The organism is Chitinophaga sp. 10T418, assembly GCF_056394125.1.
In genome coordinates, this window is record NZ_JBFTHG010000005.1 from 580,351 (window position 1) to 604,324 (window position 23,974).

Annotated in this window: 20 protein-coding genes; 13 read left to right on the forward strand and 7 right to left on the reverse strand. The window is 44.0% G+C overall.

All coding sequences use genetic code 11. The features are described 5' to 3' along the window. Positions 1-22 precede the first annotated feature (22 nt). The 3 genes from AC1DCV_RS17635 (at position 23) to AC1DCV_RS17645 (ending at position 3,317) form a co-directional block, all read left to right on the forward strand. On the forward strand, positions 23-988 hold the full coding sequence (locus AC1DCV_RS17635) for a S41 family peptidase (RefSeq protein WP_477024377.1): 966 nt from the start codon (positions 23-25) through the stop codon (positions 986-988). A gap of 343 nt (positions 989-1,331) precedes the next feature. Then, on the forward strand, positions 1,332-1,790 hold the full coding sequence (locus AC1DCV_RS17640; RefSeq protein ID WP_477024378.1) for a YdeI/OmpD-associated family protein: 459 nt from the start codon (positions 1,332-1,334) through the stop codon (positions 1,788-1,790). A gap of 180 nt (positions 1,791-1,970) precedes the next feature. Further along, positions 1,971-3,317, forward strand: coding sequence for a vanadium-dependent haloperoxidase (locus AC1DCV_RS17645; protein WP_477024379.1), 1,347 nt, complete (start codon positions 1,971-1,973; stop codon positions 3,315-3,317). 98 nt (positions 3,318-3,415) lie between these two features. Here AC1DCV_RS17645 and AC1DCV_RS17650 read toward each other — a convergent pair whose 3' ends face one another. Beyond that, complete coding sequence (locus AC1DCV_RS17650) at positions 3,416-4,294, reverse strand: retropepsin-like aspartic protease (protein ID WP_477024380.1); 879 nt, start codon at positions 4,292-4,294, stop codon at positions 3,416-3,418. 296 nt (positions 4,295-4,590) lie between these two features. Here AC1DCV_RS17650 and AC1DCV_RS17655 point away from each other — a divergent pair, with 296 nt between their 5' ends. After that, positions 4,591-5,901, forward strand: coding sequence for a DUF1963 domain-containing protein (locus tag AC1DCV_RS17655; RefSeq protein WP_477024381.1), 1,311 nt, complete (start codon positions 4,591-4,593; stop codon positions 5,899-5,901). Here the strand turns inward: AC1DCV_RS17655 and AC1DCV_RS17660 are convergent, their stop codons facing one another. Further along, on the reverse strand, positions 5,902-6,312 hold the full coding sequence (locus AC1DCV_RS17660) for an L-rhamnose mutarotase (protein WP_441577911.1): 411 nt from the start codon (positions 6,310-6,312) through the stop codon (positions 5,902-5,904). A gap of 135 nt (positions 6,313-6,447) precedes the next feature. After that, positions 6,448-7,158, reverse strand: a complete 711-nt coding sequence (locus tag AC1DCV_RS17665; protein WP_477024382.1) for a hypothetical protein — start codon at positions 7,156-7,158, stop codon at positions 6,448-6,450. A gap of 379 nt (positions 7,159-7,537) precedes the next feature. Between AC1DCV_RS17665 and AC1DCV_RS17670 the strand changes: the two genes are divergently transcribed. Further along, positions 7,538-9,772, forward strand: a complete 2,235-nt coding sequence (locus tag AC1DCV_RS17670; RefSeq protein ID WP_477024383.1) for a S41 family peptidase — start codon at positions 7,538-7,540, stop codon at positions 9,770-9,772. Here the strand turns inward: AC1DCV_RS17670 and AC1DCV_RS17675 are convergent. Next, positions 9,766-11,328 carry an MFS transporter gene (locus AC1DCV_RS17675; protein WP_477024384.1) on the reverse strand — a complete coding sequence of 521 codons (1,563 nt, stop codon included), beginning with the start codon at positions 11,326-11,328 and terminating at the stop codon, positions 9,766-9,768. The two genes, AC1DCV_RS17670 and AC1DCV_RS17675, sit on opposite strands and share 7 nt — an antisense overlap. Positions 11,329-11,412: 84 nt before the next feature. Between AC1DCV_RS17675 and AC1DCV_RS17680 the strand changes: the two genes are divergently transcribed. Continuing rightward, complete coding sequence (locus AC1DCV_RS17680; RefSeq protein WP_477024385.1) at positions 11,413-12,258, forward strand: helix-turn-helix domain-containing protein; 846 nt, start codon at positions 11,413-11,415, stop codon at positions 12,256-12,258. A gap of 25 nt (positions 12,259-12,283) precedes the next feature. Here the strand turns inward: AC1DCV_RS17680 and AC1DCV_RS17685 are convergent, their stop codons facing one another. Beyond that, a complete protein-coding gene (locus AC1DCV_RS17685) occupies positions 12,284-13,036 on the reverse strand; it encodes an SDR family NAD(P)-dependent oxidoreductase (protein WP_477024386.1) in 753 nt (250 codons plus the stop codon). A 162-nt stretch (positions 13,037-13,198) separates the two neighbouring features. Between AC1DCV_RS17685 and AC1DCV_RS17690 the strand changes: the two genes are divergently transcribed. Next, positions 13,199-13,567 (forward strand): winged helix-turn-helix transcriptional regulator, encoded by a 369-nt coding sequence (locus AC1DCV_RS17690; protein ID WP_477024387.1) that lies wholly within the window; start codon positions 13,199-13,201, stop codon positions 13,565-13,567. Between the two features lie 22 nt (positions 13,568-13,589). Here the strand turns inward: AC1DCV_RS17690 and AC1DCV_RS17695 are convergent, their stop codons facing one another. Next, positions 13,590-13,970, reverse strand: coding sequence for a nuclear transport factor 2 family protein (locus AC1DCV_RS17695; protein ID WP_477024388.1), 381 nt, complete (start codon positions 13,968-13,970; stop codon positions 13,590-13,592). A gap of 103 nt (positions 13,971-14,073) precedes the next feature. Between AC1DCV_RS17695 and AC1DCV_RS17700 the strand changes: the two genes are divergently transcribed. Then, positions 14,074-14,481 carry a winged helix-turn-helix transcriptional regulator gene (locus tag AC1DCV_RS17700; protein ID WP_477024389.1) on the forward strand — a complete coding sequence of 136 codons (408 nt, stop codon included), beginning with the start codon at positions 14,074-14,076 and terminating at the stop codon, positions 14,479-14,481. 101 nt (positions 14,482-14,582) lie between these two features. Here the strand turns inward: AC1DCV_RS17700 and AC1DCV_RS17705 are convergent, their stop codons facing one another. Beyond that, on the reverse strand, positions 14,583-15,341 hold the full coding sequence (locus AC1DCV_RS17705; protein ID WP_477024390.1) for a DUF2314 domain-containing protein: 759 nt from the start codon (positions 15,339-15,341) through the stop codon (positions 14,583-14,585). Positions 15,342-15,469: 128 nt separating this feature from the next. Between AC1DCV_RS17705 and AC1DCV_RS17710 the strand changes: the two genes are divergently transcribed. From AC1DCV_RS17710 to AC1DCV_RS17730, 5 genes are all read left to right on the forward strand, one after another. Then, entirely contained in the window at positions 15,470-16,279 is an 810-nt protein-coding gene (locus AC1DCV_RS17710) for a class I SAM-dependent methyltransferase (RefSeq protein ID WP_477024391.1), read from the forward strand. Between the two features lie 190 nt (positions 16,280-16,469). Then, positions 16,470-17,057: an RNA polymerase sigma-70 factor gene (locus tag AC1DCV_RS17715; protein WP_477024392.1), complete on the forward strand. Its 588-nt coding sequence runs from the start codon at positions 16,470-16,472 to the stop codon at positions 17,055-17,057. Between the two features lie 72 nt (positions 17,058-17,129). Continuing rightward, a complete protein-coding gene (locus tag AC1DCV_RS17720) occupies positions 17,130-18,281 on the forward strand; it encodes a FecR family protein (RefSeq protein WP_477024393.1) in 1,152 nt (383 codons plus the stop codon). Between the two features lie 301 nt (positions 18,282-18,582). Continuing rightward, positions 18,583-22,137, forward strand: a complete 3,555-nt coding sequence (locus tag AC1DCV_RS17725) for a SusC/RagA family TonB-linked outer membrane protein (protein ID WP_477024394.1) — start codon at positions 18,583-18,585, stop codon at positions 22,135-22,137. 17 nt (positions 22,138-22,154) lie between these two features. Next, positions 22,155-23,909 (forward strand): SusD/RagB family nutrient-binding outer membrane lipoprotein, encoded by a 1,755-nt coding sequence (locus AC1DCV_RS17730; protein ID WP_477024395.1) that lies wholly within the window; start codon positions 22,155-22,157, stop codon positions 23,907-23,909. Positions 23,910-23,974: the final 65 nt, after the last annotated feature.

A 23,974-nucleotide genomic window follows, 5' to 3' on the forward strand; every position in this document is an offset into this window, starting at 1 on the left:
CTTTAAAGCCTAAATACGTTTTATGTTTATTGAGAGATTAGTTTGTCTTGGATGTTGCTGCATCGCTTTATCGGTAAACGCGCAGCAGGGATTGCCCACCCGGGAAGTAGCCAAAGCAGTAGATAGTGCAGCCGCCCTGCTCCGGCGTCATTATGTTTTTGCAGATAAAGGAGAAAAAATTGCCGGTCACCTTGAGGAAAAATATAAAGCAGGGGCTTTCCGGCAGGTGGCCGACTGGAAAACATTTGATTCGTTGGGCACCGCTATCCTCCGAAACTTCAGTCAGGATGGACATTTGTATTTGCGGTACAATCCCGACAAAGTAGCAAAGATCCGCTCCCAGCAACAACCACAGGGTATCGATGATTTCTTTCACAGCCCTAAAACCAGGGAGCAAAATTATGGTTTCCGGGAAGTGAAGATATTAAATGGAAATACCGGCTATATAAAGATGGATCAAATCAATATTTCTGACGAGAGTTTGCCCGTATTACACGCCGCGATGACATTGGTATCCCGTACTCATGCACTGATCATAGACCTGCGTGATAATGGCGGCGGCGGCAGTGAAACAAAGCCGGTACTCGAAAGCTATTTTTTGCCGGGCGCTCTCCCACTACTGGAATTTTATTCGCGGACAGGCAATAAGGAAATTGACAGCAGCATTGTACTTCCGGCAGGCCAGCCCTACCAGGGCGCGTTGTATATACTGCTCAATAAAAGAACCGCTTCCGCAGCAGAGGCATTTGCGTATGTACTGCAGGCGCAACACCGGGCAAAAATTGTGGGCCAGTCTTCCGCAGGCGCTGCCAATCACAACGAATATTTCGTTGTGAATAATGAAGTGTTTATTTCTATTTCCGAATCCGCACCGGCATTGCCTGGCACACGGCAAAGCTGGGAAGGAACAGGTGTGCAACCAGATATCGTAACTGCTCCGGGAGAAGAGTTGATTGAGGTATTGAACGTAATCCAACAGAAGAAATAAAAAGTTGCGACAATACATAAAGGCTCCAAAATGGTATTCACCGCCAGATAATCTATCGGTGAATACCATTTTTTATAATTTCGAAACAGACCTCCACCGGGTGACATTCCATGTCGCCGATTAATTTCTTCATGTAACCCATCAGTATCCGTTGAGCATGACTAGTGAACAATCTTGTTGGAATACCTCCTATGGCCGGGGAAAATCTATCTGTTACAAAAATAAATGAAAGAGTGGCGGTACCCGATATAAAAAAATTCAGGCGACCGGATATACCCCTGACATAGGGCTGTCACACCCCCATTTTATCTTTGTTAAAACAAACCCTTTAAAACAAATCAGCATGGCAAAAACAGCATCACATCCGGAAAATGCCACCATTATGGCACCTGAAAAAGCCTATAGCCGTCGTCTTATGACAGAGATAAAAGACGGGAAACTGGCTGTTTATGCCAAAACGAGAGTGGACTGGCGGAAATGGCTGAAACAAAATACGCCCGTGGAGAAATCAATCTGGTTGATCCAGTTTCATAAAAAAAGTAAAGTACCAGGTGTAAGTTACAATGATGCGATGGAAGAAGCGCTCTGCTTTGGCTGGATAGACAGTAAAGCCAAAAAACGTGATGGGGAGAGCTTCTACCTGACCATGACGCCCCGCAAGCCCAAAAGCAACTGGAGTAAGCCTAACCGGGAGCGGGCGGAAAGGATGATGGAAAAAGGATGGATGACACCAGCCGGACAACACCTGATTGATATGGCTAAAAGTAAAGGCACCTGGGAAGTGATGGAGCCTGTCTCCTGACTACGCCAATAGACTGCGTAATCGTTTATTATCTTGGTTTAGAAAGTTATTTAACTCAAAATGGTCATTGTAGCATTAGCCAGGAAACCCTGCTGTGTAAACAGTTTTATCTGACAACTGATTACTGCAGCGATTGATTGTATTTAACCATTGATCCTTAACTCCTAAACAAAAGAAAAAATGAAAACCGTTTGTTTGTTGTCCCGTGCCATGGGGCTGTTTTTTATTGTTAGTCTGCTGGCATGTAAAAAAAATGAGACGCCGGTCCAAAACACGTTTCCGGCATTAAATGAAATACTCGTAAAATCACAGTTAGCCGGAGGAGATGCGGCGGTTCCGGTTTCCTGGTATCAGTTAGAGCTAAAACTGATAAAAGAAAGTCCGGGCTTTAGTCCGCCGGTGGCAGCAAGGGCGATTGCTTATACCGGTATCACCCTGCATGAAGCGGTGCTGGGCGGCATGAATGGCGCACCTTCCCTGGGAGGCCAGCTAAATGGATTAGGGCGTCTTCCCGCACCGGAAAGAGGGAAAAGATATAATTGGGCAATTGCTGCCAACAGTGCTATGGCCCAAATCATCAAAAATCTGTTTCCCAATGCCAGCACTACCAATGTAGCCCTGATCACGCAGCTGGAAAACAATAACCTGCAGGCGCATTCCGGTAATTGCGCGCCGGAAATAATTACCCGCTCCATCAATTACGGCAAATTAATAGCCGCCGCTGTATATCAGTGGTCTGCCAGTGACGGAGGAAAAGATGGCTATTTAAACAACTTCCCCACTGACTATATTCCGCCTGCAGGTCCGGGTTACTGGGTGCCCACACCCCCACTCTTCCAAAGTGCCATGTTACCTTACTGGGGCAACAACCGCTCCCTGGTGAAAGCAGGTAAACCGGATATTGCGCCACCTGCATTTTCTACGGACACCAATTCCACCTTTTACAAGGCAGCACATTTTGTTTATCAAAAAGGGAAAACACTTACTCCTGAAGAAACCATCATCGCTCAATACTGGGCAGACGGTGGAGGAACCTTCACGCCTCCCGGCCACATGATTGCGATCACCGCACAGCTGGTCAACGATCAACAGCTGGATCTCGGGGAAGCAGCCACCATACTGGCACAGGTAGGAATAGGATTAAATGACGCCGCCATCCTTTGCTGGAAATATAAGTACCGGTATAACCTGATTCGTCCTATCACCTATATCCGCCGGCATATAGACAGCACCTGGTCTACATTGATTGGCACACCGCCTTTCCCCTCCTATACTTCAGGCCATGCTACATTTACCGGTGCCGCCGGCAATATTTTAGCCGCTTATTTTGGCAATGGTTACGCCTTTACCGATAACCAGAAAACGGCAGATGGCTTTTCGCCACGCTCTTTTACGAACTTCACCGCCATGATCAATGAAGCCTCCATTTCAAGAGTGTATGGTGGTATTCATTATGAGTTTGACAGCGAGATCGGGAAGTTGACCGGAAAGAATGTGGCGCAAGACGTATTGTCGCTAAACTATTAATGCTATAACGGTGACGTATATAGCGTAAAACAACGAAGCCCGCACTAATGTAGTGCAGGCTTCGTTGATCATCTTTTAGAGATATCAAAAACTACAGATTATTTAGCTACAATCAGTCGTTTGTTAAGTACATCAATCGTTATCTTATTTCCCAGCCAGTTAATGCTGGTGATGCCTTCATATATCAACCCTTCAATAAAAGTGGCTCTGAAATCCTTCCTTTCCGCAATCCCCTGATGGGTGCTGATAACAGGCAGATTGGCAACATAGTAATTATTACCTACGGAAGGATTGAACTCGCTCTTAATGTATTTATGGATTGTTTTCGCAGTGTCTATTCCCAACTTATCCATGTACCTGGAATTAAACCGGAATACATCGGCGCCGGCACCACTATCCAATGTGATCTGAAGCGTGAGTGCATCGGCAAGCCTGATGTAAGTGCTGATGCCCAATGTAATGCCACGTTCGTCAGAAATCTGCAGGGGAATGGATTTTCCTTCTTTCAATAACTGTTTGGCTGATGCAGCAGATTCTATGATCAATAATTTATGGGCATAGTCGATCGTAACAGGATTACTTTTAAATGGCATCAGGGAAATTAAGCCGTCAAAAGGAAAATCAATATCGATAATAGAGATCACCTCGTTGGTGAAGCTCAGAGACCCAATTCCGATACTATCTGCCCTCCACACATCTGTTGTGATAGGTTCACCGGTTGCGCGATGCCCGGTATAAAAACCATCGGTCTTTTTAAGCCCGGATACTTTATCTGCAAACCTTTTGGTAAGCATATTCAGCCCGGCGCCTGTATCAAAAATAAAGTTGCCCGTTACGCCGTTAATGCCGGCTTTAATCAGGATATGTCCCTGTGAGGTTAACGTAAAAGGAATACTTACCGGCGTACTCAGTCTCGTTTGGCTATGTACAATCGTTGAAATTAAAATGAAGCAAATAGCAAGCAGGCGTTTGATCATGTTGTTGTTGTTTTATCTACAGAGGAATTCATCCAAACTGGTCCGAAGCACTTAACATATCCCGTTAAGAAATTCCATTAAGCCAGATTTTGGTCGGCTGCAAGATAATACTGAAACAGGAGAAATGCTAATGCAACAACAGCTATACTTCGCTCCTACAGGGGAAAACCGGGTTCCGCTGCGGAAATAACGCAGCCTCCTGGATAGCGTCTCTGTTCATTTTTAGATAATAAAATGGTAATATTGAAAAGAACATAAAGAATAGGAACTTCAGGAGTAAGAATAAAAGATATCAAATGGAATTAAAAGAATTTCAGCAAAACTTTGGTACCCAGTACCCCCCAAAAGAGTTTGTTTACCTGCATGCTTTTCAAAAAGAAATGCCGGAATATGCACAAGGTTTTTATTTGCTGGCAGATGATAAATCCGGCCTGAAATCATGGTCTGAGGATCCGGCATTTTTAGATCAGCTGATGCCATTTGCACAGGCAAATGCATCAGGTTCTTTTTATGCCTTATGGGATGAAGGCACCGGCAAAGAGTTGAATGAAATGCCGGTCATTGTATTTGGCGATGAAGGAGGAATACATGTGGTGGCTGAGAATATATTGCAGTTAATGCGTTTGCTGACCTATGATACCGAGATATATGTAGATCATACCCGCACCTACTTTTACAGGGATGGAGAGGAAGAAGCCAGCGAATACGGCGATAGTTACCGGGAATGGCTGAAAAAGCATTTTATGCAGGAGCCTGTGGAAGATCCGGCCAGGATCATTGAAGCCGCGCAGCAAAAATATAAATCGTCCTTTGACAATTGGATAAAACCTTTCTTTAATGAGGGCTTATCGGATGATGAGCCCTTAAATGAGCCACCGGTGGCTTCTGGCACTGGTGGTCAGCACTTTGATATTATTAGTTTCACGGCAGACAGCAGACAATATTATCCGGCTTCCATGAAAAGGCAAAACTGGATGGATGAGAGCCATGTGAAGCATACCGACATCACCATTGCACTCGGCCAATCCAGGTATGGCGGCCCGGTAATTGACCTCCCTCCGGGAATAGCCATGCCGGAAAATTTGCGGTTTGCCGCCCAACTGGACCTCTCCAGGTTTTCTCCTTTCGACAAAACCGGACTGCTTCCTAAAACGGGCCAACTTCTTTTCTTCTCTGACATTATTTCAGATACCGGGAAAGTTATTTATGCGGATGTTCCCAACGATCAGCTCGTGAGAGTGATTAAAGAACATGATGACAACTTCTTCACGGGCATATTGATAGACCGGATCTTTGCGGACACTGAAACAATGGAAGAACGCTTCCGCGATCCGGAAGACGAAAGCGAGGAAGACGAGACCAATGACGAAGGGAAGATATGGGATTACTTTGCTGGCACCGACAAATCTAAAATATTCGGCATTTTTACCCATTGCCAGGCCAGCGAAGAAGAAATAGCCGCTATCACCTTCTCTGATAAATTATTACTGCTGCAGGTGGGCGAAAATGGCTTTAATGATGAAGGCGTTTTCAGCGTTTTGATTGCAAAGACCGACCTGGAAAACAGGAATTTTGATCATTGCGTGTTTGCCTGGGGCCAATCCTGACTACTGTGCATGGAATACTTCTTCCATGCCTGACCAGGTTTCTCCTTTTGCCGCGGCATCCGGCAGTGGTAACTGACAGGGAGCCGTTACTTTCCACCAACGCTGGGTAGTACTGTCATTTTTCATCTGCTGCATATCTGCGTTGAAGTCGCTGCCAGTATATTCAAAATAACTAAACAAGTACCAGTGATCTTCTATATTTTTCAGATAGATGGAGTAATTGCTGATGTGACATTTCCTGATCATCTTTAATACATCGGGCCATACGGCTGCGTGTAACCGTTTGTATTCTTCCATTTTCTCCGGGCGGAGACCGGTTACTGAAGCATAACGACTCACAGGTCGGGGAGCATTATTACAGGCCGATATGCATACCAACAATAACAACCATGCGTATAAGGTAACTTTCATGATCAACTTTTTTCATTTGGTGGAACCTCCTCATAAAGGATATACCTGCGAAGGTAGCTGGTAAAGGCATTCGTATTATGGCTTCCTTGACTTATTTCAACACGATTTTGACTAATTAGCGATGCTTCCCCCGTTCTATAAAGTGGGCAGCTTTACATGGTCATTGGCAGGATAACAATGATGTTCTAAAAAATAGCAATACTTTCTCAGGTCCATTTCTGCGGCTGGTGATTTCAGATAATCTATGTAAATTTTTTCTCTGCCGCCATTCATTTCTTGTAGTCTGTTATCATATAATCCAACGATTATATCGGATCTGTTACTCCACCAGTCCTTACACTCCGTGTAGGTCCAGTGATCATTTCCATTACAGGAGTACCCCTCGCACACTTCCATGTAAGCAGCATCGATTACACACACTAGTTCAGCATAATTTTGGGGCTGTTTAAATATATATTCACAGCAGTGGTCATCATACAACACATTAAAAGGGGCTTGCCCATCCCCTGTACCACAGGTATCAGTTTCCCCGGTATAAAATGTTCCCGGAAAATTAAATGGGTGCTTATCGCTCCAATGATCCCTATCCAGGAAATCCCGGTACTGTACTGCTACTTCCAGTGTTTCGATTAATGCTGTCCGTATTGTTTTTTCTATCCCGGGTGAATAAAAAAACGAGGCAAAATCTTCCCCATAAATTCCTTCCAGTTGTGGAACTTTATTTTCTGCGTCTTTTAAATGCTGCCGTATAGCGGCTAATTGCTCCCGGGAATACCAGTGATAAGTGAGAACGCTTTCATTGGCACTTTCATTATCCTTTTTGAGAATCCTTTTTATTATCTCCAAAATATCCATGATCTTTTAAGTTGCCGCCTTTTCATAGAAAAACCCCATGCTGACTGCATGGGGTCTTTCTATGAAAAGGTAATAATAATATGTTTGCTGTATAATTATTTGGAGAGAAGTTCCTGATTACAATGTCCTAGCTTTTTGCATACCTTTTGCGCACAGCCTTCACCTTAAGTGCTATAGCAATCATGTACAAAATGGTTTCAAAAAATGCTATCATAAATTTTCAATTTATCAAGATCAATACAGAATAGGTAAAAAGCAGCTTTACATTACAAATGTAATATACCACTATTTACCGAAAGGAAACTTCTTCCACTCCCTACCTTTTTTTTAACTTATATTGTCTTTCAACAGGAACAACCCGTCATTGACTATGGATAATTTTTCCCCGGTGAACAAATTAATACTGACTTTCTTTTGCATCACCATTTCTATCATTGCAGTATCCCAGCAACCATTCAAATATACCCAGCAGGGATGGCGGCCAAATGCACAGGAAGGAGTACACTACCAGCTAAAAACGAATGCCAAAGATCCGGCTGTAATTGACTTCGCCAGCATCGAAAAACAAAAAAAGACAGATAGCCTGGCTTCTTTCGATAATACTTTTCATTTCGATTCCATCATTACACAGGGCGCAATTATCCTGGACGCTGAATTCCAGACAGACCTTCTGACGAATGTTGATGATGCAGGTATAGCTGTGTTGGGAAGCCTGGATGGCAATGCGGTTTCCATTTACAGGAATCTATCAGAATACAGACTGAAAAACAATGACACCATTAATAAAATTCACCTGGTTATCCCTTTTGAGGCACCGATGAATAAAGTCCAGGCTTTTGTATTCATCAAGGGCAAAGGAAAAATCCAGGTGAAACATCTTACTATTACTGTTACCAAAGGTGAGTTCGATGCAACCTGGCAAACGAAATATGTTAATAGACTTACCCGGGAAAAGTCACTACTTGATAAGCTCGCATTATACACCAAAGTTTGGGGGTTCCTGAAATATTACGCGCCGTCCATCAGTGAAAAACACATCGACTGGGATGCGGTGTTTGTTAAACATGTGAGTAGCATTTTTGAATCAGACAAGGCTGCTGATTTCCAACAAGTACTCCTGCAACTTATTCAGGCGTCAGAGGTAGCCGTTGCAGCCAAAGCCACCGCTGATACGACCTTCTCAAAAGAGCAACTCATTAACTACGATGATAAGTGGCTGCAGGCGCTGCCAGACACGAAAACCAGTACCCAGTTGCGCCTTATTAAAAAAGGATTTAAGCCGTTTAAGAATTACTATATTCAGATAGATACGCTCTCTATACCTAATCCTGCATTCCAGTACGAAGACGCATATAACATCCGTGGACCACTTGATATGAGATACAGATTGTTAATGCTGGCCAGATACTGGAACATTATTCAATATTATTATCCATATAAATATGCTATCGGAGAGAACTGGAATACCATTCTTGAAAAATATCTCTCTGTTTTTACGGCAGCTACCACACGCAACACCTACCTCAGTGCCTTGTTGCGATTAAATGCTGAAATCAATGATGGCCATGCCATTACCCCCTCCAACGTGAGTAACAGTGCCCTATGGGAGGCTGCATATGGTACCCGAAAAATAGCCGTAATGCCCATGCTGTTCAGAATTATTGACAGTAGCCAGGTAGTAGTCGTCAACGTTGATACCGCCTTTTCCCGCAACACCGGCATTGTGGCCGGCGATAAAATACTTTCTGTTAACCGTACAGCTATATCGACATGGATTTCAAAAATTTCGGGCTATGTGGGTGCATCCAACCTAACCATGAAATATTATAATATTTCCAATAAACACCTGCTTTCCGGTATTCCCCAGGTAAATGATTCCTTGCAACTGGTCTATAAAAACCGGGATGGAAAAATCAATTACACTGCGATACCTTTTGATATCAATGCCTATAAGGCGTATGGTCCTTTCCTGATAAAATATATCTTCGGAGCGGCGCCACCAGAAGAGAAGGAAGCATCCACTAAAATATTGCGGGATTCTACTTTGTATATAGACATCTCAAAATATGCCAAAGGAGAATCGGCGAAGATCCGTGAACAACTCCCTTCTATCCGCAAAGCCATCATTGATTTAAGGAAGTACCCCTCTCCCGGTGCTCACGAAATATTATCCCTGTTTGCTCCCGGAGAAACACCCTTTGTTAACTTTATGTGGCAGGGCCGTTATCCTGCTGTAATGGAAAAAACAAAACAGGAAAAAACCCCGGCGTCCCGATATCCTGCCTTTAATGGAAAAGTGATCCTGTTAATTGATGAAGGGACACTGAGTAAGGGAGAGCTATTCACCATGATATTGCAGGCAGGAAACAGGGTGACACTCATAGGCCGAACAACAGCAGGCGCTGATGGCGACCGAAGCAGCATACCAGGGATAGGCACCCAGGCCTTCTTTTTTTCCGGTTTACGCGTTACTTATCCGGATCAGAGAGAAACACAACGGATAGGCATCCAACCATCTATCCACGTAACACTGTCTGAAGAAGAAGCCATCGGTGAAACTGACCCGATACTACAACAGGCATTACAGTACGGAAGCACTCAGTGATCTGATCTTACTTTCAGAGAAGATGTGGCCAGTTGCTTCTTCCAGGAACCAAAGACGATAAAACTGATACCCGCTAATATCCAAATGCTGATCGCTCCATATAGCATCACCAGGTCAAAGCCATGCACGAGTGCTTTATGAATCACCACATCTGAGGAATCCAGTTGAGATAGTTGTGGAAAATCCCGATGAAGCGCCGCGATATTTCCGGCAGCAATTTTTTCTGCTATAGCACGCAGTGGCAGGGTATCTCCGGTGTCCGGAAATGCTGTTTTCAAAAAAGATAAAGTGCCCGCTACTAGTATAAATCCCATCAATGCAATGTTGACCGCCAGTGAAATCATTCTGGCACTCATATCAATACCCGAAGCCATACCAGCACGTGTAGCAGCAACGGCCCCTGTAGTAGTATTGGTTACAGGCGTATTGGTGACACCCAAACCAGCACCGGCCAGCAACGCTCCCGGGAGCATGGTTAACCAGCTGGCATGATCCGCACTACTGCCATACCTCATCAGAAAAAAGCCGGCGCCAATGGTGAATAAGCCCAACGGAATAACAATGCCCGGCTGATAACGGATGGAAAGCCGCTCACCCAAAGGAGGAAACACCAGAGTAGGAAGCGTATAGGCCAGTAAAGACAACCCGGCAGTGACACTGTCGTATCCCAAACAACTTTGAAAATAGATGGGCAGGTAAATCATGAATGGCCAAAAACTAAAATTCATGCCCATAGAGCCCAGCAGTGCACCTGAAAAATTCCGTATCCTGAAGATGGAAAAATCAAACATCGGGTGCGCATTGATTTTCTCTGCAAAAAGAAAAACAATAAAACTTACGAACGACACCACCAGTATACTGATGGAGATGGTGCTGGTAAAGCCGAGTTCGGGGCCTTGCGTGATAAAGTAAGTTAATCCCAACACCGTGAGAGAAAGTGTAATGATACCGGCAATATCTATCTTTTTCGCCTGCGGATCACTGGACTCCTCAATACTCCTCATCACCAGTACCAGTGTAAGCACAGATAACAATACATGTATGAGGAATACCCATTGCCAGTTTGATACTGCTACTATCATACCGCCGATAATAGGTCCAAAACCCAGTCCTATACCAAAGATGATTCCCCATATACCAAAGGCTTTCGCTCTCTCTTTTCCTTCCCGGAATTGATGCGAGAGGATGGCCACCTGGCAGATTAACATAGCACCGCCGCCCATGCCCTGTAGAAAGCGGCTCACAATGAGTACCGACATACTTTGTGCGATCCCGCAAATCAAAGAAGTGATGCCAAATACGAGGATACTGATTATGAAGATCCGTTTGCGTCCATACCGGTCGGCCAGCGTGCCTGTTGCCATTAATACAGTTGTACACGCGATGGTGTAAGCGTTCATGATCCATTGAATATCCCTGAAGCTACCATGCAATGCTTTTTCCAATGTTGGAAGTATAACCGGCACACTGGAAATTTCGAGACCAAACATTAAAGCGGCCAGGCTAATTGCCACCAATGCGATTGTATTCTTGCTGATACGAGCGTTTATGTCCATTTTTCTTTGCTTGTTTTAGCAAAATTAAACTGAACAACGCCGGTATTCCGGTACATTTCAATGATAAAAAGGTAACTTTACCACATGGGAAAAGAGAATCTACATCAATCGGTGGAGGTGATATATAAAAGGGTGGATGAATGCCCGTTAACAGATTGGCAGTTGACTTTTTTTCAACTGGTATATATCATTTCCGGAGCAGGCGCACTGAGAATCAATGGTAACCGGCGCCCATACGAACCAGAGAACCTGCTTTTATTAACCCCCAATGACTATTATTCATTTGATATTTCCACCACAACGGAGTTCCTGCTGATCCGTTTCAGTAGCAGCTATGTAAAAGAATATAAATGGCAAAGCATTGACCATATTGAGTGTCTGCTGCATTATGCCACCCATTTGTCTGGCTGTATTTTAAGATGCCAGTGCGATGCCGTGCTGGTAAAAGCTATCGTGGAGTCCCTCCGATCCGGCATTGACCATAAGGATATTTATGATGAGGATTTGACAAGGCATTTTGTGAATGCATTGATTGTTATTGCTGCAAGAAATATTTCAAAAATAAGGCCTGCCAACCTGCGGGAGAATGTAGATAAACGAATATTAGACATCATCGATTATATCCAGTTCCATATTTTTGAGCCGCAAAAATTAAAAGCATCGGCTATCGCGGAGGTATTTGGTTTGTCGGATACTTACCTGGGCAGCTACTTCAAGAACCAATGTGGGGAAACTATCCAGGAATTCATTTCGAATTATAAATTAAGACTGATTGAGCATCGGTTAAAATTCAGCGACAGGAGGATTAATGAAATAGCCAGCGAATTTGGTTTTGCTGACGAAAGCCATCTCAACAAGTTTTTTAAAAAACGTAGAAATATAAGTCTTACCGCATATAGAAAAAGTCCGCCTTCAAACCTGGTGATTTGAAAGCTGACTTTTTCGTATATCCATATCAGAACGAGTAGTGACTCATGCCACCATCTACAGCAACAACGGAGCCGGTGATGTAACGTGCACGGGGCGATACCAGGAAAGTGGCCATGTTAGCCATGTCTTGTGGTGTTCCGAAATCTCCGAGTGGGATTTCGCGCTCCGCGAATTTCTGACGTTCTTCACCCGGGAAATAAGGGCGGATGTTCTCCGTATCTATGAGGCCCGGCTGCAGACTGTTGACCCGGATACCATGTTGCCCCAGCTGTCCGGCGAGTTGTTTGGACCATACCACCACTGCTGCTTTGGCCACCGCCGAGGCGTTGATCATACGCAACTCATAGGTGCTGATCGTATTCAGGATAGCACCTTGCTTACGTTCGATAAAATGAGGTAACAGCTGTTGTGTCAACTGCCGGTGACGTGTGAAGTCCAGTGTCAGCGAGTCATTCCAGCCGTCTTCAGAACCGATGATATCCTGGGGATTGCTGCGGCCGGCATTATTAATGAGTATATCGATATGTCCCAGACCAGCAAATGCTGCCGCTGCTATTTTTTGCGGAGCGTCAGCTGCCATGAAATCCTGGGCAAACGTGACAGGTTCCACGCCGCCAGCTGCAACCACCTCTTCTTTCAGGCTGTTTAATAAATCCTGATTCCTGCCAGTGGCCAATACTTTCACACCCTCAAGTGCCAGTTCTTTTACAATCGCACGACCAATTCCCTGGCTCGCGCCACTTACTACTGCTGTTTTTCCTTTTAAATACAGATCCATACTTTTTCTCTTAATTGATGATGAATGAAATAATCACTTTTCGGCCGGCTTTCTTTTTCGTACTAAAAAATGATTTTAAAAATTTCTTTGTAAAAGTAATGGGTAGCATCTAATTTTATAAGCAGTACAACCAATTGTAGGGTACTTACAAATATGTAACTAATGGCTGCCAGAAAGAAAAACTCGACTTATTCCCGCAACGAAGAATTTATCGTTGAATGTGATCTTACCTATGCGGTAAACAAGATTGGGGGGAGATGGAAAATACTGATCATCAGCAAGCTGGAGACCCGGAAATTCAGGTTTAATGAGCTAAAAAAGGAATTTCCGCTTATTACGGAGCGCATGCTAACCTTACAACTGCGGGCCCTGGAACAGGATGGGCTTGTAAAAAGAACCGTGTATGCAGAGGTGCCTCCAAAGGTGGAATATGAACTCACGGAAATGGCCGCCGCGTTCGGTCCCATCTTCAAACAGTTGAGCGATTGGGGTGGCAAACACCGTCATTTAATCCCGAAGGAAACAGAATAGGGAAACAGGACGAGAAGCTGGACTACTTCGGGATATTTTTATCAAATGTAAGCGTGTCAAAGAATATCGTTAGTGAGTCCAGTTTGCCATCCTTTGCAGTCCAGATCTCCGCTACATTACCATTGACCCTGGTACCGTTAGGAAAGATAAAGTCGTAATTGCCGACAACACAGGCATTTTCGCCAGCTACAATCATCTCTTTAACGTGCATGGTTTGAAATGCCCGCGAAAATCTTTTAATCACTTCTATATACGCAGCTTTTCCTACTGTAGGAGCTGTTTTGGTCATGTCCCCGCCAACAAATTTAAAGTCATCGGAAATGACCGATTCCCAACCTTCCTTTTGGGCAAACCCTGTGTAATAGGTTTCGAGTAATTGTTGAGTTGAAGTGGTGGTGCTCATTTTTTGGTTTTTTAAGAATAAGTAATAACTATCTTTGTTGTTGCATTTTGCAAGTAAAGATAGATAGTTATTTCAAATTGCAAGTACTTTTTAAATAAATGATATGGAAAAGGTCAGATCAGATTGCCCTATTAGCTGTTCCCTCGATGTTTTTGGGGATAAATGGTCACTGCTTATTATCAGGGATATTATGCTTAGAGGCAAACTATCTTACAGTGAGTTCCTGGAATCAGAGGAAAAGATTGCTACCAATATTCTTGTCAGCCGCTTAAAAGCACTGGAAGCAGCAAATATCCTGGCAAAACGGGTATCTCCCACCAACAAATCCAAGTTTATTTACAGTCTTACCCCTAAAGGAGTTGACCTGTTACCCATCATCATTGAAATGATGGATTGGGGAGCAAAATATAATGATAACTGTCCCCGCAGGGAACTCGGCAAAAAAATAAAAAAGGACAAGGCACTGGTGATTAAGGAGTATTATGAAAAGTTGAAAAATCAGGCTATCTAAGGAGCTGCTTTGCTGTAAAACAAAAGACCTGCTATACGGAAAAAGAAAACCCCGCAGCGGGTGATGCTACGGGGTGATGTTATCCTTTATGCTAGGTGTATTTAGTCGGCCAGTAATGGAATGATGTGCTCCCATCCCAGCTGCTTTACGAAATCCAATGCTGTTTTGCCGCTACTGGTTTTAATATTTTTATCGGCATTAAACTGCAATAAAGTTTCAACAGAACTGCGGTTGCCGGCTATTGCCTCCCGGTGTAAAAGCGTATATCCTCCTTCATCCTGGTTGGTGATTTCCAGTGGATGTGCTTTCAGAAATTCGATCAGGCTATCTTTCATATTAATACTCATAGGGTGTTCTATGAGATTTTCCGGATGTTTCTTTTGTTCATACACCAGCAGAATATCATTATAGTCTCCAAAATTCAGTCCCCATGCTTCATCATGTTCTTTGCGCTCCTGTGCTCCCATGGCAGCCCTTAACTGCTGAATGGTGAATCCACCATAGGCATTTCCCTGGGAACTAAACAGCCAGTCGCTAACCTGGCTTAACGGTATTTCTACAAAGTCGCCGTTCTTAACGTTGGTCAGTTCATTCGGATCATTTATCAGGACACCACTAATTGTATCTCCATCGAATGCTACCTGGTTGATCCACATATGTTCTACAATGGGTTTTGCCTGATGCACCACCTGTTCCATGAAAGCTACTTTTACGCAAGCCAGGTCCAGTCCGGGAATAATTCTGCGATACTCCCAGGAAAGCTCCCGCCAGAAATATCTGAATGTTTCCTGCGCTTTATGAAAAGCTTTTATCATTTCCGGGTTGTCGGCCTCGGAATAAAAAATTATTTTTTCTTCCATCGTTGAATAATTACACGAACAAATATCTATGCCTATTTTAATGACAATGCTATGCAAATTAAACGTAAATTCCGTATAACGTTAAACAGCACATTTTTCCGACAATCTATCTTTTTAAATTAACCCAAATGAATAAAGAAGTATATAAAATTGCCGGCACAGATGCAGCCAACTATGAGGAGTATCTTGGCCCGCTGATATTTGAACCTGCAGCAAAAGCACTACTCCCGCATATTACTGATCTCCCCGTACGTTCAATATTGGAATTAGCCTGTGGAACAGGCAGACTTACAAAACATCTGCAGGAAAATTTCCCCGCCGGGACTCAACTCACTGCTACAGATATTAATCCCGACATGCTGGAGCTGGCACAGCAACAACTAAGTAGTACTACCATCCGTTTCCAGATAGCAGATGCACAACAATTACCATTCACCCATCCATCTTTTGATCTGGTCGTCAATCAATTTGGATTAATGTTTTTGCCCGATAAGCAAGTGGGCGTTAATGAAGCGTTCCGTGTATTAAATCCTGGTGGACATTTTGCTTTCACCACGTGGGATCATGCGTCCAACATGCCATTGTTTAAATTGCTCATCGATGAAATCATCGTACCGCTTTTTAAAGAGGAAGATACCAGCCGATTCTATACACCGTTTGCATTGCACGATTCCAAACTGTTGCATCACTACCTGGAACAGGCAGGGTTTTCCAATAACAAAGTTGAGCTCATACCATTCACAGGACGCGCTGCTTCTCCTGAACATATCGTGACCAGTTATTTCCTCCATCATCCGCTCGGCAGACAGGTAAAAGAAAAAATGCCTTCCTCTTTTAATGATGTCGCAAAAGAACTGGAGCAACGACTTATCCAACAATTTGGCACAGGATCTTTTGAATTTGAATTAAGGGCATGGGTAGCCATTGGGCAAAAATAAGAGAAGACGTTTGGTTCCAGCCTGCTCATACCAGGTTCCTCACAGTCAACAAATAGTAATGGTAAATGAATGTTTCCACAAGTAGATCAAAGGTGTGATTTTTTATCATGGTGGGAATACATATCTTTATGCTTCCACATCGACCAGAATTTGCTTTTAAGGGGACCATTTTAAATTTATTTTGTATACCGTGCAATTAAATAGTGAATCAGATTTACTATTCAGGGTGTCACAAGGCGACGAGGCTGCCTTCGCACAGCTGTTTAATACCTATCAGAACAGGTTAGGAGCTTTTGTGATGCAACTAACCGGCTCCCGGCCGATGGCTGAAGAGATTGTACAGGAAATCTTCATCCGGATATGGGAAAAGAGAGAAAAGCTAAGCCAGGTGGAGCATTTTCACTCCTATCTGTACGCAGTAGCGCGGAACTACAGCTTATCATTTCTCAAAAAACTGGGTCGGGAACTGGCCCGGAAACAGGCATGGGAACTCAGTGTAGTGGAAGCCCAGGACCAGGAAGAAGACACTACTATTAAAAACTACCGTCGTATTATAGACGAAGCGATATCAGAGCTGCCCTCCCAGCGTCAGAAAGTATATCTTTTAAGCAGAGATGAAGGTCTCCGGCAGGCGGAAATAGCTGAACGCATGGCAATTTCCCTGGAAACAGTTAAAAAGCACATGGTGCTGGCTCTTCGTTCTATCCGGAACTACGCCGTGGCTCATCCGGAAATCAATATATTACTACTGCTGACGAGCCATTCTCTCCGGTTTTAAAATTTTTTTTCTCCTCCATTACCTCTTTTTCATACTTCCTGCTGTCTTATTATATAGAATCAATCTATACTAATGGATAATACCAGGTTGCGCTACCTACTAAGTCAACATGCCAATAAAAAGCTCACAACAGGAGAACAGTCCGAGTTAAGTGACTTTTTGAATGGGGCAGATAATCAGACGCAGCTGGAATTACTCATAGAAGAAGCCTGGATACAGTCGGGTGATAACGAGGAAGTTCCCTTTTCCTTACCCCAACTGACGMAGGAACCAGCGCGGACATCTATACAACCAGTATACTGGCAGCGTTGGGCAGCAGCAGTATTATTATTGATTGTTGCCGCGGGAGCCTGGATGCTGGCTACCCGGGATCGCAAAGGGGATAAATCTTCGCGCGCATTGACCGAAGACACGAAGAAGGACGTAGCGCCGGGTGGCAACAAAGCGATGCTCACCCTGGCCAATGGCCATGAGATTGCGCTGGACAGCAGTATGAAAGGCACCTTGGCCCAACAGGGGAATGTACATTTACAGGCGAGTCCGGGTTTATTGAAATATGATCCGGGAAATTCTTCCACGAATAGCGGGGTGGCCTACAATGTACTGAGAACACCCAAAGGCGGGCAATACCGGCTGGAGTTACCGGATGGATCCCGGGTGTGGCTGAACGCAGCCTCTTCATTGAAATTCCCGACCGCCTTTGTTGGAAAGGAACGCCGGGTAGAACTAAGTGGAGAAGCTTATTTTGAAGTGGCGAAAAATGCGAGTCAGCCTTTTTTTGTATCGGTAAACAAAGCTAATATAGCCGTACTGGGCACCAGTTTTAATGTAATGGCATATGCCGATGAAGCGGAGATCAAGACCACCTTGCTGGATGGTGCCGTGAAAGTTTCCCGGGACAATGTATCCAGCTTATTAAAACCGGGAGAACAGTCGTTACTTGAACCAAACGGTAAAATGCATGTTATAGAAAAGGCAGACATTGATCTCGCCATTGCCTGGAAAAATGGCGTTACTTCTTTTAAGAGCGCCGACATCAAAACAATCATGCGCCAGGTGGAAAGATGGTACGATGTAGAAGTAGTATATAGTGACGCAATACCAGTAAGGAGCTTTACAGGAGATATTCCCAGAGACGCAAACCTCTCAGAACTATTAAGACTGCTCGAAATCAGCAAGATCCATTTTAAAATGGAGAATCGGAAGCTGATCGTGATGCCGTAGCTTGTTATTTCAATTATATCAACCAAATACCTAATAATGAACAAAGGTCCCTAAGGAAAGTGAGGAACCGGCATAAAAAACCAGGAGCGATCTCACCCGCCCCTGGCAAATAAGCCTGGGTCAGCCACTGACATCAATATTACCAGAAATCAGATTATCTAAACCCAAACACCACAAATGTATGCAATCTAATTGTCATGCAAAGCCCGTCTATATACCTGGGCTATTATCAACCATCAAAGATCGCGTCCTGGCATTCCGTCAATCAGGCGTCCATCTGAAGTTAAAAAAACAACTGATTATGCAAATAAAGTTGACAACTATCCTCTTGACGGTAGTTTGTTTGCAGATCAGCGCCAAAACTCTGTCGCAACAGATAACCTTGTCGCAAAAAAATGCACCGATTCAGAAGGTGTTTGAAGAAATCAAAAAGCAATCGGGTTATAAATTCTGGTATGAAGATGCTATGCTGAAGAAAAGTAAGCCGGTAGATATCTCCGTTAAGAATGGGTCACTGGAAGATGTATTGGCGCTGCTTTTCAAAAATCAGCCTTTCAGCTATGAGGTAATCGGTAAAATCATTGCTGTAAAAGAAAAGGATTATAAACTCGAGAATGCTACTCCCTTCATACCTATACCAGAAGTAGTTGTTCGAAGAATAAGTGGTGTGGTGAAAGATGCCTCGGGGGCAGCAGTACCTGGTGTCACGATTCTCATCAAAGGCACCAAAACCGGTACCACTACCGATGTGCAGGGTCATTACAGTATAGAGGTGCCAGAAGGAAACGTAGTACTGGTGTTCAGCTCTGTTGGATTTGACACGCAGTCTGTTACCGTAGGTACCAGTACTTCCCTGAATATTACACTGGCAATTGCTTCCAGTGGATTAAATGAAATGGTGGTAACGGCATTGGGTATCAAACGTCCGAAAGGAACCGTGGGATATGCCATCAGCACGATTAAGGCCGATGAACTGACCAAAGCTGGTACTACGATGAACCCCTTCCTGGCGCTCTATGGTAAAGCTGCCGGTGTAGGTGTAAACACTGGTGCAGCCGGCCCACAAGGTGGTGTCAGGATTAATATCCGTGGTGCAGCAAGTATGAATCCTAATCAGAATGTAAGACCTTTATTTGTGGTAGATGGTGTGATCCTCAGTGATCGCAAAACCCAGATAGGCGGTGATATTGGACAAGGATTCGATTATGGCGCAGGTATTAATGATATCAACCCTGATGATATTGAATCTATCGATATCCTCAAAGGTGCAAAAGCAACAGTGCTGTATGGTAGTGATGCCGCTAATGGTGTAATGCTTATTACCACCAAAAATGGCCGTAATGTAAAAGGATTTGGCATGACCGGCAACCTGCAGTACACAGTAGAACAGCCTATATCTTACCTGAAATTACAGGACAAATACGGCCTGGGAGATAACCTCTACGATACTACCTTTGCTACGATCAATGGCATAAGAACCAGGCTGCTGCCGAACAAGCGCTTTAGCTTCGGACCTGCTTTTGACGGAGCAGATGTAATGTTTTATGATAGTTCTATGGTGAAGAACTCTCCGCATAAAGGAAATTTCCTTTCCTTATTCCAGACTGGTCATTCCACCTCTGCGAATGTGGCCATTGCAGGTAGCAATGAAAAAGGAAGTATCAGGGCTTCCTACACCAACTATAACTACCAGGATATCGCTTCTGACAATGGCTGGCAGAGAAGAAACTCTTTTAGTTTTAATGGTAACTACAAAGCATCCGACCTTGCCTCCTTTGAAGTAGTTTCCAATATCTACAATATCACCACGCAGAACCGCCGTTCCCAGAACGATGGCCCTGTAGCATGGGGATATCCGGTAGACTATGATTACAGCAAAATTTATCCTTACTATACAGATGCCACTGGTTATAAGCGCGATCTCTCCAATGCAAGAGTATCTGATGCGTTTAACAAATTGGGCGATTACCTGTGGAATCAGAAACAGAACCGTTACAAGGATGATAAAGTGCATATGATCACTTCTGCCAAAGTAACCCTGAACTTTACCAAAAATATTTTCCTGGTAGGACAGGCAGGTCTGGATTATGATAACACCAATTATACCACGGAGCAAGGTCTAACAAGAGTGCTTCCAACGGTACAGGGCGGCCTTTTCGGAGTGGCTAAACAAAATGCTACTACCCAAACTTATCAGGCCTTATTGAATTATAACAAGACCTTCCATAATAACGATTTACGACTGTTTGCCTTCGGTGGAGGTATATACAGACTCCGTACAGTAGACTATCTTGGTACTAATACGGTTGGTGGATTGACCTTCCCTGATTGGTATTCGTTCTCCAATCAACTTGGAACTCCCAGTGCCGACAATATGGATAAGCTGAGGAACTACAGCCGTGGTTCTGATGTGCTGTATAGTTTACTTGCTTCTGCTGCGTTGTCGTGGAAAAATGAACTAACATTGGAAGTACAGGGAAGACAAGACTGGAATTCTACACTTCCTCCGGAAAACAATAAATATTTCTATCCTGGTGCAGCTGTTACCTGGAATTATACCGAGCGTTTTGTGCTGCCAGCAGTTAACAGCGGACAGTTGAGATTATCCTGGGCAGATGTGGGCAATGGTACAACGCGTTATTTTGCCAACAACCTCTATGGATATAACCGCCTTCCCAGCACCAACGCCAACTCAGTAGCTCCTCCGGGAGATCTTTTGCCTGGAGCGCTGAAACCGGAACGTAAACGGGAATTTGAAATAGGTATCAACAATACCTTCCTGCCGCAGGATAGGATTACACTCGACTTCTCTTTCTATAGCAATCACCGCTATAACCAGATTATCAGTCTGCCAATTTCTTCTGCCTCCAGCTCTACCGGTTTGATCGTGAATGCGGGTGATGTAAAAGCCTGGGGCTTTGAACTGGCGTTGACAGGAACACCATTGATCGGTAAAAATTATCGGTGGAACCTGACCCTGAATGCGGCCAAACAGGGATCTAAAGTAATAGATCTGTATCCTGGCGTTATTTACAATCCGTTCAGTAACCTGATCAATGGCAGTGCTGTTTCTATAAATGCAGATCAGGGCCGGCCATATGGAGAAATCATGACGTATGACTATAAGCGTGATGAAGCCGGCAACAAAATCGTAAATGGCGATGGTAGCTACGTGCTGGATGACCAGAAAAAAATATCCGCTGGCAATGTGATGCCTAAATTATATGGTGGCTTCATCTCTGATTTCCAGTATAAGAATTTCAACTTCCGTATCGGACTGGATTATAAATACGGTGGCACCATCTTCTCTTACACTAATAATCGCTTAACAGGTGTAGGACAGCTGGAAAATACGATGCAATACCGCGATGAAGAAAATGGCGGTCTTGCTTATTACTACAACTCCGGCGGCCAGCAGGTTCCATGGCAGCATTCGCAACCAGCACCGGCACAGTCCAGAGATGGAAAAGTATATCATGATGGTCTGATCCTTCCAGGTGTTAAACTCGATGCAAATGGCAAATATGTTCCCAATGACATCATGACTAATTCATATAACTACTACTCCAGTTATGCTAATGACCTGGCCACGTCTTTCCCGCCAGACCGTATGTTTGAGAACAACTACATCAAAGTAAGAGAAGTAGCACTCTCCTATACATTACCGGCAACCATGGCGAAAAAGATTAAAATGCAAAGACTCACCATTACAGCGGCTGCCCGTAACCTTTTCTACCTGTACAAATCTATTCCCAACATTGATCCGGAAGGAGCATTGGGCGCGGATGTATTCGTAGAAAATACCATCTACCCAACACAAAGGACTTATTCCCTGGGATTAAATGTGGCTTTCTAATGTATAAAATGAAAAAAATGAAAAAAGCTTATTTATATATTATTCTACTGTCCGCCTCTGTCCTTGGCGCCTGTAAAAAAGACCTGGAAGACCGGTTCTATGACAAGGACAAGCTTACTACTGGTCAGGGTATTGATGTAGTCCCCGGGCTATTTACAGCTCTGCTGACTAACAATAAAATTTTCGCACAGGATTATGGAGAATGGTATTATCTCCTTAATGGCGGTACCAGCATCACCGGTTATGAACAGGTAGCACAGCGTTATGTATCTTATCGTTACGCCTGGTTCTCCGGTTATAACGATCTCACCACAGGCAACGGTTTTGATGATTCTCCCATTACCGGGCAGAATTTCTTTCAGAATAGTTTTACCCGGCTGAAAAACTATGAAGTACTCGTGGACTCCGTAGCACTGCGCACCGGCCAAATGAAAATAGATGGTGACCTGTATGTGAAACTGGCTGGCTTTATTAAATGCTATCAGAGCGCCAAGCTGGTGGATCTCTTTAATTCCATTCCTTATTCAGATGCCTTTCAGGGAATGAAAGGAGGGGCACAATACCTGTTTCCTAAATATGATGACCCAAAAGCAGTCTATCAATCTATTATTGCAGAACTGGGAACATTGGTAGATGCATTACCAGCCGCCTATGCACAAACCTCTGATGCGGGCAAAACTATTTTTACCAACCAGGATATTGCCTTCAAAGGTGATATCAATAAATGGGTGGCCTTTATCAACTTCACACGCCTGAAATTACTGGTAAGAATTGCCGGTGTTGAAGAGGCGTATGCGAAGCCACTGATCCAGGCGGCATTGGCAAAACCATTGCCACAAACAGACTATTACTGGTTCTATTGGTTCGATATCGTGCCAACCGGTGGTGGCACCTGGATCCGTGGTGTATACGAAAATTGCTTCGCTTCCTTTATTCCAAACATCATCATGAAAAGGCTGAACTATGGTACACCTGCTTATGAAGAAGGAATTGACGATCCCCGTTTACCTGTACTGGCCATGCCTACTAAATACATGGACTACCGCGGTGTATCTGCCAATATAGAAGCACAGGATGCCTTATATAGCAGCGGAGAGAAATATTATCCTTTTGCGGATAATATAGCTTCTACTTTCTCTACAAATGCTAAATCCATGTATAACCATGCTACCTTCCACCAGAATGCGAAGATGCCGGTTTACATGAGTTCACTGGGCGAGCTGGATCTGCTACTGGCTGAAATTGCACTGAAAGGATTGGCTAATACCGGTAAATCTGCTGAAGAGCACATTAAAGATGAAGTAACGCACTCCATCGCTTTCTGGTATACCATCAATCAATTGAGCAGTTATGCTAAATCAAATCTGACGCCTGCACAAACAGCACTGGTATATCCTACCAGACCAACTGCCGCAGTAGTAAGCGCGTGGGGTGATGTTATTAAAAATAAGTTTACTGCCGCCGCTTCTCTGGATGATAAAATGGAAATCCTGATGCAGCAGAAATACCTGCACCTGAATCTCTATCAGCCTTACKAGTTATGGGCAGAACTGAGAAGAACCCATCACCCGAAACTGGAGCCTTTCACCTGGCATAGTTCCGTTTGGAAACCAATGCCGGAAAGAGCACGTTACCCGGCGATTGAAGTGACCAACAACCCGGACAACTTCGCCAAAGTAGCAGCGCAGAATAATAATACCTCTCCTATTTTCTGGGTACCTGCCAATATAAAAGCACAAAGCCCTTACTGGGATAATTATAATTACCAATAGCAGCGAACATTGGAACGTTGAAAGAAGGTGTCTCAAAAGAGACACCTTCTTTTGTTATATCAGGA